The sequence below is a fragment of the Rhizobium sp. IY2 genome (assembly GCF_047532935.1).
Taxonomy (GTDB): Bacteria; Pseudomonadota; Alphaproteobacteria; order Rhizobiales; family Rhizobiaceae; genus Rhizobium; species Rhizobium anhuiense.
In genome coordinates, this window is sequence record NZ_JBLKNU010000008.1 from 1 (window position 1) to 16,697 (window position 16,697).

Genomic DNA, 16,697 nt, shown 5'->3' on the forward strand with positions numbered 1-16,697 from the left:
GATGCCGGTATATCTCACCTTGACGGCATTGGCGCTGGCGTCGGTGACGGCAAATTCCACGGTCGAGCCGGTGCCGCGCACGACGCTGCCCTCGCCGACCAGGCCGCCGAGGCGGATGCGGGTTTGCGGCGCCACCGGCGTCTTCGCCAGATCGGCCGGCATGTAGAAATAGGCGACCGACTGGCTGAAGGCGAACATGACCAGCAGCACGGCGGCGGCGATGAAGCCCATGCCGCCGGCGATCACCGCCAGGCGCTTCTGCTTGCGCGTCATTGCGCCATTCCTTCCGTTGCTATGCCGAGTTCCCGGGCAAGCGCCAGCAATTGCCGGCCCTGTTCGCCGGCCGGCGGAAAGGCCGCAAGCCCGCGCTTCAGGGCGCCGGCGGCACGATCCCTATCGTTCAATACGGCGTAAGAGCGGACGAGCCTGAGCCAGCCATTCAAGTCGTCCGGGCTTTCGGAAAGCTTTGCGTCCAGGCCCGTCACCATGGCTTCGATCGCCTGACGTCGATCCGCAGTCCCGGCGGCGATCAGCGGAACTCCGCCATTGGCGGCGATGTGCTGATTGACGAGAGGCAGCCACGGCGCGTCCGCTGGCGACAGCCTGGCAAGTGCCGCAAAGGCCATCAGCGCCTCATCGGGACGGCCCGCCTGCTCCATGCCGAGAGCGATGTAGAACAGGGCGCGCGGGTTTTCAGGTTCGAGCTGAACGATCTGTCGCAGGACGTCGACCGTCTCCTTGTTCACCGAACCATGCGCCTCCGCCATCAGGGCTTCGGCAAGGCCACCCAGGCGATGAATGTCCGGGCCCAGCAGACGCAGGGCATTGCGGTAAGCCGACCGCGCGTCGGCGATCCGGCCGGCCCTGAGGTAGATTGGAGCGATCACATCCCATCCGCGGCCATCATCCGGCTGGCTCGCGAGGTGGCGCTCGGTTCTCGCGACCAGTATTGCAATGTCCTGGCCAGGATCCTCCAATCGCGCTTGCAACGGCAGCGACGGCATGTCGGGCGAACCCGCAAGACCATAGAGGCCAATGCTCGCCAAAGGCAGAAACGCGGCGATCGCCAACCTCAGCCACCTGTGCGGATGCGGCAACCTGCGGCATTCTTCTTGCTTCTGCTCGCTTGCCTTAAAAAGGCGCCGCGCTGTTTCAGCCCGCGCGTATTCATACTCGTTGCAGCCGATTTCGTTCGCCAGCAATTCCCTGTCGAGTTCGAGAAGTTGATCCCGATAGACCCGGCCGGCTGCGGCCGCACCATCGTTGAACCGGACACGGCCTGACGCAAGTGGATGAAGAAGAGAGGCGATGATGGCAGTCGTGATGACCGCGAAAACAATCCAAATAACCATAACGTCCAGACGCCCTTTTGCGCTTGAACATACCGAGGCCGGGGGACGGCACATTGATTCCGGTCAACGACGACGAGCTCTTCCATCCCAATTTTTCGGGTTCAGCACGCTTCGCGAAGCAGGTCGACGCTTTCGACCAGGACGACCTTGCCTCTGACTTCGACGCCCGATGCCGCGAGCGTCGCAAACGCTCGCGACAGGGCTTCCGGCGCCAGACCCAATTTGCCGGCCAGGATTCTCTTCCGGTAAGGGAGGCGGAACGCGACCCGCGAGGTGGACGCCGAGGCGGGGCAGCGGCTCATCAGGTAGTTTGCCACACGTTGCGCCGCCGTGAGCAGCCGGTCACCGGCAATACAATCCATCGCGCCGAGCAGATGCCTGACCATGATGCGCATGACGTTCCGGTGAATGACCGGATGTTGGTCAGCAAATGCCTGCAACTCCGCAAGCTCGAACAGCGCGACCTCGGCCCCGTCGGCCGACCACGCGCTATAGGCATAGGAGCCGCCGCCTGAGAGAAGATATTCGCCAAACGTGTCGCCCGGCTCGCACACGCAGATATCAGCCTCGCGCCCGGCGGATTCCGATTTTGAAAGTCGGACAAACCCGTTCGTGACGCAGTAGACGAATGATGCCTGCTGGCCCTCGCTTATGATCTTCTCGTCAGCAGCGAAGGTGCGAACCTCAGCCGTTGCGGTGAATTGCTCCACGGTCGCCGGATCCAAACCAGCGAACAGGTCGGACTGCAGAAGGACTGAATTTTTCGCAAGCATCCATCTTCCTTTCGTGTTTGGACCCGGTTGCGGTTAGGGTTTTCTTCGATCGGTTTCGTCCTCGGCGAGAATTCGCCAGGCGGCCCCTTGAAGATCGTCATACTGGCCGCTCTTCAGCGACCAAAGAAATGCCAGCAGTCCCATTCCTCCCATCAGCAGTGCGATGGGTATGAGATAGATCAACATGTTCATGCGGCCTTGACCTCCGCACTCCGGCCGACCCGCCCCCGAATCTGCATAGCCGGACGCTTGCCGAACGCGTTCAGGCGCAGTGCGTTCATCACGACGATGATCGAAGATGTCGACATTGCCACCGCCGCTATGAGCGGCGTCGCCAATCCAGCGATGGCAATCGGCACCGCCAGGACGTTGTAACCGATGGCGAGAGCGAAGTTCTGCCGGATGAGGTTGGCGGAGCTTCGCGCAATGGCGATCGCTTCCGGCACAGCGTCGAGGCGATCGTTGAAGAAAACGAGGTCGGCGGCCTGTCTGCCGATATCGGAGGCCGTGGCCGGCGCCATCGAGACATGGGCCGCAGCAAGGGCAGGAGCGTCGTTGATCCCGTCGCCAACCATGAGCACGCGACGCCCTTCGCCGTTCAGCCTCTGGCATTCATCGACCTTCCGTTTCGGCGTCAGAGAGCCCAAAGCCCTGCCGATGCCCAGAGCATGCGCCGTATTGTCGACGACGATCTGACGGTCGCCGGACACGATCAGCGTTTCAAGGCCGGCTGCGTCGAGCTGGCCGATGGCCTCGCGAGCGCCCGGACGAAGCGTGTCATCGAAGAAGAAACGGGCAAGATCGACGCCGTTCTGCGACAAGACCACTTCCGAGAACGGACTATCGGCGGTGCGGGGCACGCAGCTGGTTCCGCAGGCAAATGCCGTGTTGCCCAGTCGATAGACGTCAGCGCCTTTCCTGGCTTCCAGTCCCCCGCCGGGGATCTCCGTGACGCTGTCGAAGGACATGGGGGCGGTTTCGGTGCCCCGCAGCAGAGCCTGAGAAAGAGGATGCCGTGAATGCACGGCCAATCCGCGGGCGATTGCTGTGGTCTCTTCCATGGCGTCCATTCTGACAAGGCGCAGCCTGCCCATCGTCAAGGTGCCCGTTTTGTCAAAGGCCACAGTGTCGGTCTCGGCCAGTCTTTCGAGTGCCGAACCGTCCTTCACCATGATGCCCTTGCGGAAAAGCTCCCCCGCGGCGACGACCTGGACCACGGGCACGGCAAGGCCCAATGCGCATGGGCAGGTAATGATCAGGACCGCTACCGCGACCAGCATTGCCTGTTTCCAGTCTCCGCCGAGGAAGCCCCAGGCAAGAAACGAGACCAGCGCCAACAGATGCACGGCCGGCGAATAGAGCGCCGCAGCGCGATCGGCGATCCTGCGATAGCGAGCTCTTCCGCCCTCGGCTGCTTCCATGAGGCCGATGATCTCCGAAAGAAGCGAATTCTTGGCAATGCGCGTCGCGCGCAGGACGAGCGAGCCGGTCAGGTTCATCGCGCCCGAACTCACCTCGCTGTTACTGGCGACGGCGACGGGGCTGCTCTCGCCGGTGACGATGGAGAGATCCACGTCGCTTTCTCCGCTGACCACTACGCCATCGACGGGAACCCTTTCGCCTGCCGCTATCGAGATTTCATCTCCCACCGCGATCTCTTCTACCGCAATGTAACGTCGGGACCCGTCCGGATTGATCAGCAAGGCCCCGCGCGGCGCCAGCCTTGCAAGTCCGTTGATCGCCGCCCGAGCCTTTTCCCGCATGATATGATCGAGGGTCCTGCCGATCAGCAGGAAGAAGAGCAGCGAAACCGAAGCGTCGAACCATGCATGTTCACCGTGATGGATGGTCTCCCACAGTGAAACGGCATAGGAGAGCGTCACGGCGAGAGAGATCGGAACGTCCATGTTGGTGCGCCCGCGGCGGAGCGCATTCCAGGCCGATTTGAAGAAGAAACGCCCGGCATAAACCAGCGCGGGCGCTGCTATCATCGCCGAGATCCAATGAAACATGTCGCGTGTCGCGGCATCTGCGCCAGACCAGACCGATACCGAAAGCAACATGATGTTGGCGGCCGCAAAGCCGGAAACGCCGATCGCCAGGAGAAGCTGATTGCGGGTTCTGTCGTTTTCGGCGGCCGAGGGGGTAAACAGATGCGCGCGATATCCGGCCGAGTTGATCGCTGCGAGGATCTCGGACGGATCGGCGGCATGTGTCTCCATCTCCTCCTGGTAGACGCAGGTTACCCTTCGAGCCGTAAGATTGACGCGCGCCGTCTTGACGAAAGGAAGTGTCAGCAACGCCCCTTCTATGGTCGAAATGCAGCCACCGCAGTGAATATCAGGAACGCTCAAGTCCAACTGGCGCAGTCCGCCGCCGAGCGGCTGGCTGGCAAGGCGGACCTCTTCGGCACTGGATGACGTCGTGCTGAGAGCAAGCACGCTTTCCGCGTCCATGGTGCAGCAGGTCATCGGTCCAACGCCTTGGTATCGATGCGTTTGGCCTCATGCATGACGACCAAGCCGTCGTTTCGCGAGATGGCCTCCACGATCCAGTCACCCTCGGCCAGGTTGTGATCTGCTTCGAACCGTCCCTCGGCTGTTTTTCTGAGCGTGAGGTGGAAGTCTTCGTGATCTCCGACGGGTCGCTTGAAATTCAGCACGACGTCGTCGACGGCCGCAGGCGCGCCGCTCTTGTCGTGAATGTCGTAGCGGATCTGATGCCCTCTTATGGAGAGATCGCCCGCGACGCCGGAAGCCGCCATTGCCTTCATCGCCGCCGCTTTGCGGTTGAACTCCTGACTGGCGACATAGGTATTTTCCACGACCAGACCGCTCCAGCTGGAGGAGGCATAGAAGGCCATGGTGACATTCACCGCGATCACCACAGCGAAGAAGGTCGAGGTCGCAACCAGCATGTGCAGGCCTGTAAAACCTTGGGCAGAGGTCTTCATTTGGTGTCTCCCGGTGCATTGAACGCCGCCCGGTAGGTTGCCCGATCGGCGCGATCCGTATCTTCGATCACGAACAGAAATTCACTGATTGCGGCGCCGGTGGGCTTGCGCGTAACGAAGACCTTGAGCGTCGTGGCTGCGTCCGGTTCGGCATGGACGGTAAAGCGGCGAGCGTCTTCCTTGCCGAACTCGGGAATACGCATCGTCGCCCCCTCCAGCCCGACCAGGCTTATGTTCACATCCCGCGGCGTCGGCACCATGTTCAGGATCCGAAGCGTGTAGCCATTCCGCAGTGAGCCGTCGCTTTCCAGAACATATTGGGGGTTTCGGTCGTGAACGACGTTGAGTTCAAGGCGCTCGCGAAAGGCGACGTGGACGAGCATGGCCACGCCGACCGATGCCCAGGCGACCGCGTAAAAGACGATTCTCGGACGAAAGACGATGCGCCAGTTGAAGTGCCGGATCGCCGGGACGAAGCTTCCATCCTCGTTTCGAACCCTAGACGGCTGGACGGCCGTTCGCCCTTCGTCGGTCGCCAGTGACATGTTGCCCGCGTATTCGCTCAGCGTGGCATAGGCAATCAGGCCGCGAGGCTTTCCGAGTTTGTCCATGACACCGTCGCAGGCGTCGATGCAGAGCGCGCATGTGATGCACTCCATCTGCTGTCCGTCGCGAATGTCGATACCCATCGGGCACACCGCCACGCAGGCATTGCAATCGACGCAATCGCCCACCGGCAAGCCTTTGGCTTGCGCCTTTTTCGCGTGACGCGACCGCTGCTCGCCCCGCCAGTCATGATAGGTGACGACGAGAGAATTCTCGTCGAGCATCGCACCCTGGATGCGTGGCCACGGGCACATATAGGTGCAAACCTGCTCGCGCATGAGGCCGCCGAGCACATAGGTCGTCGCAGTAAGGACGGCGACCGTGGCGTAGGCGGCTGCAGGAGCGCGGCCAGTGAATAGCGAAACAAGCAGGCTCGGCGCGTCGGCAAAATAAAAAATCCACGCTCCGCCCGTGGCTACGCCGATCAGCAGCCAGATCGAATGTTTGACGACACGCTTCCTCAGCTTGGCAAAGCTCATGGGAGCGGCGTCAAGCTTCATTCGCGCGTTTCGATCGCCTTCGATCGCGCGTTCGACGACGAGAAAGAGATCGACCCAGACGGTCTGCGGACAGGCGTAGCCGCACCAGGCGCGGCCGACCGCGGAAGTGACGAGAAACAGGCCGAACCCCGCCATGACGAGGAGACCAGCCACATAATAAAATTCCTGAGGCCAGATTTCGATGAAGAAAAAGAAGAAGCGTCGTGAGGAAAGGTCGATGAGGATTGCCTGGTCAGGCGCGTAAGGACCGCGATCCCAGCGAATCCATGGCGCGAGATAGTAGATGCCGAGCGTGACCAGCATGACGATCCATTTGAATCGACGGAATCGCCCCTCTGCACGCTTGGGAAAAACCTTCTTCCGAGGTGCATAGAGAGGCTGCCGATTGCGACGGGCGTTGACCGGCTCGACGCTGAGCCGTTCGATGCTGTCGGGATCTGGTGCAGTGTAGAGGTTCATGGGACCTATCCGATTTCACCCGACCTTGTCCCATCCGCCGCGCATCCTTTCCTTGATACAGATCAAGACGAAGGTCTTCCCGCCAATGGAAAAGGCCACGCCCTGGAGAGAGGGCGTGGCCTGGAGGAACCGCGGGGAACGAACACCGCTGGGACGTCCTCGACAAGTCTGCAGCTAGCGGCTTGTCTGCTCGTGGTCTTTGAGGCAGGTCAAACTGATGATCGAACTGCCGATCTTTGCCGGATCATCCTGATCGGACGGTGGCGGCAGGGCCTTGGCGCGCGCCGACACACGTGATCGTATCGCTGCGCGCGGCGTGCCGTAGAGATCGAGGATCGGATTGTGGCCGTGAGCCGCCATAGCTCTGCTCCTTACGTTCCGCCGCCAAGCGAATGCACGAAGATCGTCAGTTCCTTGACCGTCGTATCGCCGAGGCGCCCTGCCCAGGCGGGCATGACGCCATGCTTCGGAGAAGCGACCTGGCGGATGATCGCATCCTCGCCGCGGGCCTTCAGCCAGATCGCATCAGCGAGATCCGGCGCGCCCATTTCGGCTTTTCCTTTGGCATCCTCGCCGTGACATGCGGCACAGTTGTCGACGAAGACCTGTTTTCCCGCCTCTGCGAGACCGGGGTCCGACGGTGTATTGGTCAGCCCCCAGACGTAAGCCGCGACCTGCCTTGTCTGGATGGGATCCAGAACATCGACAAAGGGCGGCATCTCGGAAGCATGAGTGTCCGTATCCCCGTCGAAGCGAATCCCATGCGCGATCGTCGTCTGGATGGCATCCAGGTCTCCGCCCCACAGCCAATCGTCGTCGTTGAGGTTCGGAAATCCAGGACCGCCGCTTGCTCCCGAGCCGTGGCATGGCGCACAATTCACCTTGAATGCTGACGCGCCGCCGGCGATTGCGAATTCGCGAAGGGCAGAATCGGAATCGATTTCCTGTACCGTCTTGGCGGCGATCAGATCATGAAATTGCATTTGCGATGCCTTGGCCTGGTCCAGGTTCTGCTGCAGTTCGGCGCGGCTGGAAAAACCGAGCATGCCCTTCGTAGCGTCGGTAATCATCGGGATCGCGGGATATGCGATCGCATAGCCCAACGCCCAGACAATGGTGGCGTAGAAGGTCCACACCCACCAGCGGGGCATCGGATTGTTGAGTTCGCGGATGCCGTCCCATTCATGTCCGGTCGTTTCGACGCCGCTAAATTCATCGATATGTTTTTCCGACATCTCAATCATCCTTCAAGGGAATATCGGCGGCCTCTTTCGCCGTCTGCTTGCTGCCTGGGCGAAGGGTGAACACAACCACGCCGACGAAGAATGCCGCCATTGCCAAAAGGCCCCAGCTGTCGGCGAAGTGTCTCATTGCAGTGTAGGTTTCCATGGATCACCTCACCGGTAGCCGGTCGCATCGTCGTAGGTCGAGAAATCGACCAACGTTCCGAGCATCTGCAGGTAGGCCACTAAGGCATCCATCTCGGTCAGCGCAGCGGGATCGCCGTCGAAATCGCCGGTCTTCGCCTTCGGATAGCGGGCAAGCAGGGCCGTCGTATCTGCGTTCGGATCGGCTTGGGCCTTCATGTCGGCTTCCGCATTCGCCAGCATGTCGTCGTTATAAGGTACGCCCACGTCCTCGTTGGCCTTCAGGTCCATTCCCACGTCCTTGACCGTCACCCTCTGCTCTTTGAGGAAGGCGTAACTCGGCATGATCGACTCCGGCACCACTGCCCGGGGATCGGCGAGATGCTGGACATGCCATTCGTTGGAATAGCGTCCGCCGACGCGGGCCAGATCCGGCCCGGTTCGTTTGGATCCCCATTGGAAAGGATGATCGTACATGGACTCGGCCGCGAGCGAGTAATGGCCGTAGCGTTCCACCTCGTCGCGGAACGGTCTGATCATCTGGCTGTGGCAGAGGTAGCAGCCTTCGCGGATGTAGATGTTTCGTCCGGCCAGCTCGAGCGGCGTATACGGCCGCATGCCTTCCACCTTTTCAATCGTGTTCTGCAGGTAGAACAGCGGTGCGATTTCGACGATGCCGCCGATGCTCACGACGAGCAGCGAGCCGACGAGAAGAAGCGTCGCGTTCTTCTCGAGAATCTTATGTTTATCAAGTATCGATGCCATGTCTCACCTCACTCGGCAGGCTGTGCTTGGGGCACGAAAGTGGTTGGGATCGCAGCTTCGTCACGCACGCGGCCGCGGATCGTCATGAACACGTTCCAGGCCATGACGAGACCACCCGCCAGGTAAAGCGTTCCGCCCACCGCGCGCAGCACGTAGTAGGGGAACATGGCCGCGACCGTCTCCGCGAAGGAATAGACGAGGAAGCCCTGGGAATTGTACTCGCGCCACATCAGCCCCTGCTGGATGCCGGCAACCCAAAGCACGGCGGCGTAGATGACGATTCCGAGGGTTGCGAGCCAGAAGTGCCAGTTGACCATCCGCGGGCTGTAGAGGCGCTCGCGTCCCCATAGCTTCGGCGTCAGATAATAGATCGCGCCGAAGGTGATCATTCCCACCCAGCCGAGCGCGCCGGAATGCACATGACCGATCGTCCATTCTGTGTAATGGCTGAGCGAATTGACTGTCTTCACCGACATCATCGGACCTTCGAAGGTCGACATCCCGTAAAAGGCGATGGCGACGATCATCATGCGGATGATCGGATCGGTGCGGATTTTGTCCCAGGCGCCCGAAAGGGTCATGAGACCGTTGATCATGCCGCCCCAGGAGGGCATCCAGAGCATCACCGAGAAAACCATGCCGAGTGTCTGGGCCCAGTCGGGCAGTGCCGTGTAATGCAGATGATGAGGCCCGGCCCAGATGTACATGAAGATCAGTGCCCAGAAGTGGATGATCGAAAGCCGGTATGAATAGACGGGTCGGTTGGCCTGCTTCGGCACGAAGTAGTACATCATGCCCAGGAAGCCGGCGGTGAGGAAGAAGCCGACGGCGTTGTGGCCGTACCACCATTGGGTCAGCGCGTCCTGTACGCCCGAGAAGGCGGAATAGCTTTTGGAGCCGAGAAACGACGCCGGAACCGCCAGGTTGTTGACCACATGCAGCATCGCGATGGTGACGATGAAGCCGAGATAGAACCAGTTTGCCACGTAGATGTGCGGCTCTTTGCGCTTGAGGATCGTCCCAAGATACACGGCGAGATAGGCGACCCAAACGATGGTCAGCCAGAGGTCGACGTACCATTCGGGTTCGGCATATTCGCGGGCTTGGGTGATTCCGAGGACATATCCGGTCGCAGCCATCACGATAAAAAGCTGGTAACCCCAGAATACGAACCAGGCGAGGTTCCCGCCGAAAAGACGTGCGCGGCAGGTGCGCTGCACGACATAAAACGACGTCATGATGAGGGCGTTGCCACCGAAGGCGAAGATAACCGCCGACGTGTGAACCGGCCGCAGCCTTCCGAAATTGAGATAAGGCGCAATGTTGAGGTCGGGAAAGGCCAGTTGCAGCGCGACGATCACGCCCACCAGGAAGCCGACCACGCCCCAGAACACCGTGGCGATCAAGCCATAACGCACCACTTCGTCGAAATAGCCGGATATGTCGACTTTGCGTTGCTGGCCTGCCGGTGAAAAGTCCACGTTCCTGACCAGCAGCAAAGCGCCGATGACGAGGCAGAGGCAAAGTATGCCCATATGGATCGCAAAGAGATGATCATGGGCGAATGCGGCTCCTAGCAACGCTAGAAACGCCGCGACCGTGATCACCATCGTTTCCGTTGTGTAATTCATGATGTCGTCCCCAGTGCACAGACGACCGCGTCGCGGCCGGCTTTCTCGGCAGGACTGTCACGAAGCTGCGAATTACTCCTTGATCTACATCAACGAGCGGACAGTAAGACCGGCGCGGACCGCCGCAGTTACAAACTGTTACAAACTTTCACCCTTTGGCACCGTCCGCTCATTCCGGTGTGACGCAGGGGCGTTCTAGTACATGTCCTGACAATGGGGGACACGACGATGCTGATGCAGAAAAACCAAGCGTTCGAACATGCCGAAATGACGAACGAAACGATCTATGCCGGTCGATCTTTGTCCGCGCTCTTCCTCTCCTCCGCAATGGAGTCCATCTCCGCCGGGAGAGCCATCTGCTGGGAGGGCGACGAGGCGAAACATCTCTTCCAGGTCGTGGAGGGGGTTGTTCGTCTCTATCGCATCGTCGGGGAGGGCCGCCGTGTGATAACCGCGTTTTGCTTCGCCGGCGACCTGATCGGTGCATCGCTGCAACGCGATTTCCTCTTCACCGCGGAAGCCGTGACCGAATGCCGGATTCGCCGCGTATCCCGGAAAAGCTTCCACGACGAAGTCGCCCGGTCGGATGCTCTTCACACCGCATACATTTCCCTGCTCTGCCAGGAGACGGCTGCCGCACACGAACAGATGGTACTGCTCTCGAAGAAGAATGCAGAAGAGCGCCTGTGCAGTTTCATCGCGAAGCTTGTATCCCGCCGCAATCCCCAGGCGCGGCAGAGCCTGCTGCGCGTCCCCATGAACCGGCAGGACATTGCAGACCATCTCGGTTTGACCATTGAAACCGTGTCTCGCACCCTCACCAAACTTGCATCGCGAAACGTCGTCGCTCCAGAGGGCAGGCATGATTTGCGAATCGTCAATCGCGCCCTTCTTAAGCAGTTGTCCGGCGACGCTGATGATTTTTCGGAGAAATCCTGTCATAGGGTCAGCTTGCACTGACGTAACGAAGCCGCAGGATCGACGTTCATGCCTCACCGCCTCATATCACCGCGAACCGTATCGTCCCAGGAACTGGATGCCATGGTGCACGTGCTGGACGGAGCCGACATCCTGATCCATCGTTTTGAGGGAACTGTCACGCATTGGTCCATTGGCTGCGAGAACATGTATGGCTGGGCAAGAGAGGAAGCGGTCGGGGAGGAGGTGCACGAATTGCTGGCGACGCAGTTCCCCGAACCGGTGGAAAACATCCGCAACCAACTGAAGTCGCGCGGCTTCTGGCAGGGTGAAATCATTCATCGTCACAAGAGCGGGCACGAGATTCATGTTGCCTCTCGTTGCGTGCTGGTCAATTTGCCGGATGGCGATCTTGCCGTCATCCAGACAAACAGCGACGTCAGCGCGTTGAAGCGAGCGCAAGAGGTAGTCAAATCCCGCGAAGCGCATCTGAGCTCGATCCTGGACACCGTGCCGGATGCCATGGTGGTGATCGATGACAAGGGAATGGTGCTTTCGTTCAGCAAGGCTGCCGAGAAGCTGTTTGGAATGTCTTCCGATCAAATTTGCGGCCGCAATGTCAGCAACCTGATGCCGAACCCCTATCGCGATGCCCACGACGGCTACATCGACCACTATATCGATACGGGCGAGAAACGTATCATCGGCTACGGGCGTGTCGTCACCGGTCAGCGGGCCGACGGTTCGCAATTTCCGATGGAACTCCACGTCGGCGAAGCGACGGCAAACGGAGAGCGGATATTCACCGGTTTTATCCGCGATCTCACCAGCCGTTACAAAATCGAGGAAGATCTTCGCCAGTCACAGAAGATGGAAGCTGTCGGGCAGTTGACCGGAGGCATCGCGCACGACTTCAACAACCTCCTCACCGTCATCAGCGGCAATCTCGAAATGATCGAGGACAAACTGCCGCCCGGCAACCTTCGTGAAATCCTGGGAGAGGCTCAGGCCGCGGCGGAGGACGGAGCTGTTCTCACGGCTCAACTGCTCGCTTTCGGTCGCCGACAGCCGTTGAATCCGAAGCACGCCGATCTTGGTCAAGTTGTGAGCGGCTTCTCGGATCTGCTCCGTCGAACGCTCGGCGAAAATATCAGGTTGTCGACCGTCATCGATGGATCTGGCCTGAACGTCCTTGTGGACAGCTCGCAGCTCCAGAATGCCATTCTGAACATCGCTTTGAACGCAAGGGACGCCATGCCCAGGGGCGGCAGTCTGACGACGACGATCTCGCGCGTCTATCTCGATGCCGACTATGCGAAAATGTATCCGGAGCTACGCAGCGGCAATTTCGTGCTGGTCACGATGACGGATACCGGTTCCGGCATGACGGAGGAGGTCAGGAAGCATGCGATTGAGCCATTTTTCACGACAAAGGAAGTCGGCTCGGGCACAGGTCTCGGACTGAGCATGGTCTACGGCTTCGTCAAGCAATCGGGTGGGCATCTGCAGATTTACAGTGAGGTGGGGCGCGGCACGACAGTCCGGATATATCTCCCCGCAACCAATGGCGGGAAGCCTCAAGAGGCGGCACCGGACCATGGCGCGGGTGAGAGCCAACTGCCGCAAGGGGACGAAGTCGTGCTCGTCGTCGAAGATGACGCCCGTGTTCGCCGCGTAGCCGTCGCCAGGCTCGCCTCGATGGGCTATACGGTGCGCGAAGCCGAAAACGGTCACCGCGCGCTCGATCTCCTCAAGGAAAACACTGACGTCGCGCTGCTTTTTACCGACATCGTGATGCCGGGCGGGATGACGGGTGACGAGCTCGCAAGAGAGGTGCGTATTTTACGGCCGGACATTGCCGTGCTCTTCACGTCGGGATATTCCGAACCGGGTCTCGCGGGCAATGATACGGTTCCGGGCGCCCGGTGGCTGCGCAAACCCTATACCGCCAAGGAGCTGGCGTTGAGGATCCGCGAACTTCTCGACGCAAGGTGACATCTGTCGGCGGTGCAGCTCACCCGCTCTTGCGCCTTCGCCCGCGCGGTGCGTGTGGTTTCTCCCGCGTTTGACCCGCATCAAAGAACCGGCGTCCTGCATGTCTTAAAAAACGTCCGCGAGGCCGAACCGGACCTCGGAGAACAGGAGATATGCAAATGCGTTTGAAATTCGGTCTGATCGCTGCAACGGCAGCCTTGATCGCTTCGGCTGCACCGTTGATGGCTGCTGACCACCAGGTTCAGATGCTGAACAAGGGCGCGGACGGCGCGATGGTGTTTGAGCCCGGCTTCCTGAAGATCGCTCCGGGCGATACTGTCACGTTCATTCCCACGGACAAGAGCCACAACGTCGAGACGTTCAAGGGTCTCATTCCCGATGGCGTTCCCGAGTTCAAATCCAGGCCGAGCGAGCAGTATCAGGCGAAGTTCGATATTCCGGGCGCATATGTCCTGAAGTGCACGCCGCATGTGGGCATGGGCATGGTTGCATTGATCCAGGTCGGCGACAACCCGGCCAACCTTGACGCGATCAAGATCGCCAAGGTGCCGAACATGGCGCGCAAGAGGCTGGATGCCGACCTCGCGCAGATCACCCCGGCTCAGATCACCCAGTGATTGACCGACAGGTGCGGACGGCACGCTTGCGCGCCGTCCCGCACCGTCCCATTCAGCGCGTGCTGCTTCGCGATTATCGGCACGGCAGCTCGCGGCAGCGTCGCATTGCTCAGGCCGCCTCCGTTTGCGCAGCTGCATCGGGACGCGACGGCGGTTCGTCCTTCATTGCCCGTTGAAGCAACCTGATGATCTCCCGCTCCGACTTGATATGCCGGCGCATCGAACAGCAGAACGAACGCAGCTGATATCCTACGGCTTCCCAGGAGAGCCGGCAGCGCCCCTCGCTCAGGGTTTCCAGCGTGAAGACGAGGTGTTGAGCCGCATCATGATCGAATAGGCGACCGGCTTGCCGGTGTTCCCTCGCATCGGACAGCTCCTCGACCTCCATGATCAGTCCGAGCGCAGACGAGACCAAGTGCTCTTCGAGCCGGTGAGTCGTCAGCAATAGCGGGATCAGACCGCGTGAAAGACGGCGGCAGAGGCCTTCATCGATATGGCAAGGCAGAAAGTCGGCAATTGCCTGCAGCACGTCGCACCACGACATAAGCTGCTCATAGCAGCTCTCGAGTTCTCCGAAACTGTCCGGGATTGGGTTCTTCATCCTATTACCTCTGCAGCAACAAGCTGGCGGGCCATGGCAGCGCGCCGAGCAAGGGCTGGTTTCTCGCTCAAGCGGCCTTGCTGTGCGTGCGTCCGTGCGAACCGAAATAGGCGTCGAATGCCGCGGCAACGGCGCGGACCATGAACCGTGCGTCTTGAGACACGACAATCCGATCTCCGCAAATCGCCGCGACGCCATCGGCGACAAGCTCACTGAGCCGATCGTTTCGGTCGATGAGGAATTCGATGTCAAAACCCGACTCTTTGCTCAATCCTGCGAGATCGACTTCGAAATCACACATAAGCCGTTCGATTATTTTGGCCCGGAGCTTATCCTCCTCGGTGAGAAGATATCCCTTGGCTGTCGGCAGGATGCCGGAAGCAACCCGCTCCTGATATAGCCCCAATGGCACATGGTTCTGGACATAGCCGATCGGCAGCCGCCCGATCGCCGAAGCACCGAGGCCGATCAGCGTATCGCAGTCATCCGTCGTGTAACCTTGGAAATTCCTTCTCATCGTGCCGTTGCGCGCAGCGATCGCGAGTTGATCGTCCGGCAGCGCAAAATGATCGAGCCCGATGCGCGCATATCCGGCCTTCGCAAGCTCTTCCGCGATGGCTTCGGCCTGCTCGTTTCGCTGTTTTGCATCCGGAAGCGACGCTTCATCTATGAGGCGCTGGTGCTTCTTGAAGGTCGGTATGTGCGCATAACCGAAAACGGCGAAACGCTCCGGACGCAGCTGCGCGGCCAGTCTGACGGTGTCGATGCAGGATTGCACGGTCTGGTTCGGAAGGCCGTAGATCAAATCGAAGTTGATACTGGAGATGCCCACGGAGCGTAGCCCGCTGACCGCAATCTCCGTCTGTTCGAAGGATTGTGTTCGGTTGATCGCGGCTTGCACGATCGGGTCGAAGCTCTGAACGCCGAGGCTTGCGCGATCGACACCGCTTTCACCGAGCGCCTCGATCATTGGAGCAGCCAATGTGCGTGGATCGATTTCAACCGCGATGCTCGCATCTGCCTCAAACCGGAAGGCGCTCCGCAGCTTGGCCATGATTGCGGCAAACTCCTGCGGCTTCATAATCGTGGGGGTGCCGCCACCGAAATGAACGTTCTTGACGGGGACGTCGTTTCCGGCCGCGAAGGATACAAGCTCGATCTCCTGGCTCATGACATCCAGGTATTCGCGAACCGGACCATCCTGCCGGGTGATGCTCGTGTGACAACCGCAGTACCAGCACATCGAGCGGCAGAATGGGACGTGGAGATAGACGGAGACGGGTCCGGCTTTTGCGATGTTGGCGAGTCCCCTCGCATATTCATCCGGCCCCACCGTGGCTGAAAAGGCTGGCGCCGTTGGATAGCTCGTGTAGCGCGGGAACCGCGCGTCGCCATACTTGGCGACCAGACAGTCGGACATTGTCGCATCCTTTGACAAAACAGAATGGTTTATGACGTCAAAGCGCGCGATCTTCCTTGTTCTAGGTCAATGTTGGCGTCCACTGGTGAAATCGTCGCCCATCTCAGCTCGGCGTCAAAGTCGGCCCGCTGATCCATCCGCTCGCGGGCAACGCGTTCCGACACACGCCGTCATGCCCCCAAGTTCCATGAGTTGCCGCACGGCAAATGATGTGGAGTTGACCGAGGTCAAAGTGTCTTTGTGCTGATCTCGTACCTTGAGAGGGAGCACCACTGGCCGGCAGCAGTTCATGCAACGCAGGCTCCTGCTCAACGGAGATGCCGGCTCAAAGGAGATGAAAGTGCCGCACGATGTCGTCACAGCAAGCCTGAATGCGCGAGATAAGTCTGGGCGCATCGATGTGCGTTTCGGCGCAGACATGAAAACCGTCATTGTCTCCAGGCGCGCGCTGCTCTCCGTAGCCTCGCCACCTCGCGCAACCGAAGTCCGTTTCCTTCAATATGTCGACGCGTTCTGCGAAATCGCGGCGAGCGGCCTCGGTTCAAAGGAGGCCGGCGGTGACGTGGTCATGATCACTGCAAATGATGTCCGCAGATGGCGCCGCGCGTGGCAATCGTCCGAAATGGCGGGGATACTGACTGCACATCGCTCGATGCCGCCGGACGCAGCGTCGTCAAAGCGCGTCGCATAAATTTGCGCCGCGCCGCTCGGCATTCCGGAAGTTTCATTCCGGCACTTTC

Annotated in this window: 18 protein-coding genes; 4 read left to right on the top strand and 14 right to left on the bottom strand. The window is 60.1% G+C overall.

Annotated elements, in window-relative coordinates; translation table 11 throughout:
• The 12 genes from ACMUVN_RS22260 to ccoN form a co-directional block, all read right to left on the bottom strand.
• A partial coding sequence (locus tag ACMUVN_RS22260; protein WP_414815447.1) for a cytochrome c maturation protein CcmE occupies positions 1-273 on the bottom strand: 273 nt, incomplete at its 3' end.
• Positions 270-1,352, bottom strand: a complete 1,083-nt coding sequence (gene ccmI, locus ACMUVN_RS22265) for a c-type cytochrome biogenesis protein CcmI (RefSeq protein ID WP_414815448.1) — start codon at positions 1,350-1,352, stop codon at positions 270-272. The genes ACMUVN_RS22260 and ccmI, both read right to left, overlap by 4 nt.
• A 101-nt stretch (positions 1,353-1,453) precedes the next feature.
• Positions 1,454-2,125: a Crp/Fnr family transcriptional regulator gene (locus tag ACMUVN_RS22270; protein ID WP_127431367.1), complete on the bottom strand. Its 672-nt coding sequence runs from the start codon at positions 2,123-2,125 to the stop codon at positions 1,454-1,456.
• A 33-nt stretch (positions 2,126-2,158) separates the two neighbouring features.
• The gene (gene ccoS / locus ACMUVN_RS22275; RefSeq protein ID WP_028757950.1) at positions 2,159-2,317 is read right to left on the bottom strand and encodes a cbb3-type cytochrome oxidase assembly protein CcoS; all 159 of its coding nucleotides are present in this window, start codon (positions 2,315-2,317) and stop codon (positions 2,159-2,161) included.
• On the bottom strand, positions 2,314-4,596 hold the full coding sequence (locus ACMUVN_RS22280) for a cation-translocating P-type ATPase (protein ID WP_127431368.1): 2,283 nt from the start codon (positions 4,594-4,596) through the stop codon (positions 2,314-2,316). The genes ccoS and ACMUVN_RS22280 overlap by 4 nt, the downstream gene beginning before the upstream one ends.
• Positions 4,593-5,078: a FixH family protein gene (locus ACMUVN_RS22285; protein WP_414815449.1), complete on the bottom strand. Its 486-nt coding sequence runs from the start codon at positions 5,076-5,078 to the stop codon at positions 4,593-4,595. The genes ACMUVN_RS22280 and ACMUVN_RS22285 overlap by 4 nt, the downstream gene beginning before the upstream one ends.
• The gene (ccoG, locus tag ACMUVN_RS22290) at positions 5,075-6,643 is read right to left on the bottom strand and encodes a cytochrome c oxidase accessory protein CcoG (protein WP_414815450.1); all 1,569 of its coding nucleotides are present in this window, start codon (positions 6,641-6,643) and stop codon (positions 5,075-5,077) included. The genes ACMUVN_RS22285 and ccoG overlap by 4 nt, the downstream gene beginning before the upstream one ends.
• Before the next feature lie 174 nt (positions 6,644-6,817).
• Positions 6,818-7,003: a hypothetical protein gene (locus tag ACMUVN_RS22295; RefSeq protein ID WP_028757954.1), complete on the bottom strand. Its 186-nt coding sequence runs from the start codon at positions 7,001-7,003 to the stop codon at positions 6,818-6,820.
• 11 nt (positions 7,004-7,014) lie between these two features.
• Positions 7,015-7,878 carry a cytochrome-c oxidase, cbb3-type subunit III gene (gene ccoP, locus ACMUVN_RS22300; protein WP_028757955.1) on the bottom strand — a complete coding sequence of 288 codons (864 nt, stop codon included), beginning with the start codon at positions 7,876-7,878 and terminating at the stop codon, positions 7,015-7,017.
• A 1-nt stretch (position 7,879) separates the two neighbouring features.
• The gene (locus tag ACMUVN_RS22305) at positions 7,880-8,032 is read right to left on the bottom strand and encodes a CcoQ/FixQ family Cbb3-type cytochrome c oxidase assembly chaperone (RefSeq protein WP_017969139.1); all 153 of its coding nucleotides are present in this window, start codon (positions 8,030-8,032) and stop codon (positions 7,880-7,882) included.
• An 8-nt stretch (positions 8,033-8,040) separates the two neighbouring features.
• A complete protein-coding gene (ccoO, locus tag ACMUVN_RS22310; protein ID WP_028757956.1) occupies positions 8,041-8,775 on the bottom strand; it encodes a cytochrome-c oxidase, cbb3-type subunit II in 735 nt (244 codons plus the stop codon).
• Positions 8,776-8,783: 8 nt separating this feature from the next.
• Entirely contained in the window at positions 8,784-10,406 is a 1,623-nt protein-coding gene (gene ccoN, locus ACMUVN_RS22315) for a cytochrome-c oxidase, cbb3-type subunit I (RefSeq protein ID WP_097544496.1), read from the bottom strand.
• Positions 10,407-10,634: 228 nt separating this feature from the next.
• Between ccoN and ACMUVN_RS22320 the strand changes: the two genes are divergently transcribed.
• The 3 genes from ACMUVN_RS22320 (at position 10,635) to ACMUVN_RS22330 (ending at position 13,936) form a co-directional block, all read left to right on the top strand.
• Complete coding sequence (locus ACMUVN_RS22320; RefSeq protein WP_063473418.1) at positions 10,635-11,366, top strand: Crp/Fnr family transcriptional regulator; 732 nt, start codon at positions 10,635-10,637, stop codon at positions 11,364-11,366.
• Positions 11,367-11,393: 27 nt separating this feature from the next.
• On the top strand, positions 11,394-13,319 hold the full coding sequence (locus ACMUVN_RS22325) for a PAS domain S-box protein (protein WP_063473413.1): 1,926 nt from the start codon (positions 11,394-11,396) through the stop codon (positions 13,317-13,319).
• A gap of 158 nt (positions 13,320-13,477) precedes the next feature.
• A complete protein-coding gene (locus tag ACMUVN_RS22330; RefSeq protein ID WP_063473412.1) occupies positions 13,478-13,936 on the top strand; it encodes a pseudoazurin in 459 nt (152 codons plus the stop codon).
• Positions 13,937-14,045: 109 nt separating this feature from the next.
• On the opposite strand, the gene ACMUVN_RS22335 is transcribed toward ACMUVN_RS22330, so the two are convergent.
• Together ACMUVN_RS22335 and hemN are read right to left on the bottom strand one after the other, a co-directional pair.
• Positions 14,046-14,537, bottom strand: a complete 492-nt coding sequence (locus ACMUVN_RS22335; protein WP_414815451.1) for a hypothetical protein — start codon at positions 14,535-14,537, stop codon at positions 14,046-14,048.
• 67 nt (positions 14,538-14,604) lie between these two features.
• Entirely contained in the window at positions 14,605-15,957 is a 1,353-nt protein-coding gene (gene hemN / locus ACMUVN_RS22340; RefSeq protein WP_414815452.1) for an oxygen-independent coproporphyrinogen III oxidase, read from the bottom strand.
• A gap of 289 nt (positions 15,958-16,246) precedes the next feature.
• Here hemN and ACMUVN_RS22345 point away from each other — a divergent pair, with 289 nt between their 5' ends.
• Positions 16,247-16,648: a hypothetical protein gene (locus ACMUVN_RS22345; RefSeq protein ID WP_245294518.1), complete on the top strand. Its 402-nt coding sequence runs from the start codon at positions 16,247-16,249 to the stop codon at positions 16,646-16,648.
• Positions 16,649-16,697: the final 49 nt, after the last annotated feature.